Below are 481 nucleotides of genomic sequence, written 5' to 3'. Positions count from 1 at the left end.
CGCTGGCCGAAGCGGCCAAAAAGCGTGGCGGTGCCGGGACGATGGGGCACCGCTGTCATCCGGGATGTATAATTAACTGCTCCAATGTATATGCCAATGAAGACGGCAGCGAGCATGTCTCCAGTGTGGAATATGAATCAATATGGGCCCTTGGCGCCAACTGCGGCATCGATAATCTTGACCATGTTGCAGAACTGGTCTGGCTCTGCAACGATCTCGGCATCGATACCATCGAGGCTGGATGCACTATCGGTGTGGCCATGGAAGCAGGCCTGGCTGAATTCGGTGACGGGGAAGCAGCGATTAGAATGCTTAAGGAAATATATAATCGTACTCCGCTTGGTCATATTCTTGGCCAGGGTACCCAGTTCACCGGTGAAGCATATGGTGTAACCCGTATCCCGACTGTAAAACGCCAGGGCATGCCCGCCTACGAACCGCGCGCAGTCAAGGGCATCGGCGTTACCTATATTACCTCACC

The 481-nt window shown here is 54.3% G+C and carries 1 protein-coding gene; it reads left to right on the top strand.

Going from position 1 to position 481, the window contains the following annotated elements; translation table 11 throughout:
* Positions 1–481: aldehyde ferredoxin oxidoreductase C-terminal domain-containing protein (locus SCJ97_11640; protein ID MDW7740680.1), on the top strand; the 481-nt coding region annotated here is incomplete at both ends.

The sequence above is a fragment of the Bacillota bacterium genome (genome assembly GCA_033549065.1).
In the GTDB taxonomy this organism is placed as follows: Bacteria; Bacillota; Dethiobacteria; order DTU022; family DTU022; genus JAWSUE01.
This window is presented reverse-complemented; position numbering and strand designations above follow the sequence as displayed.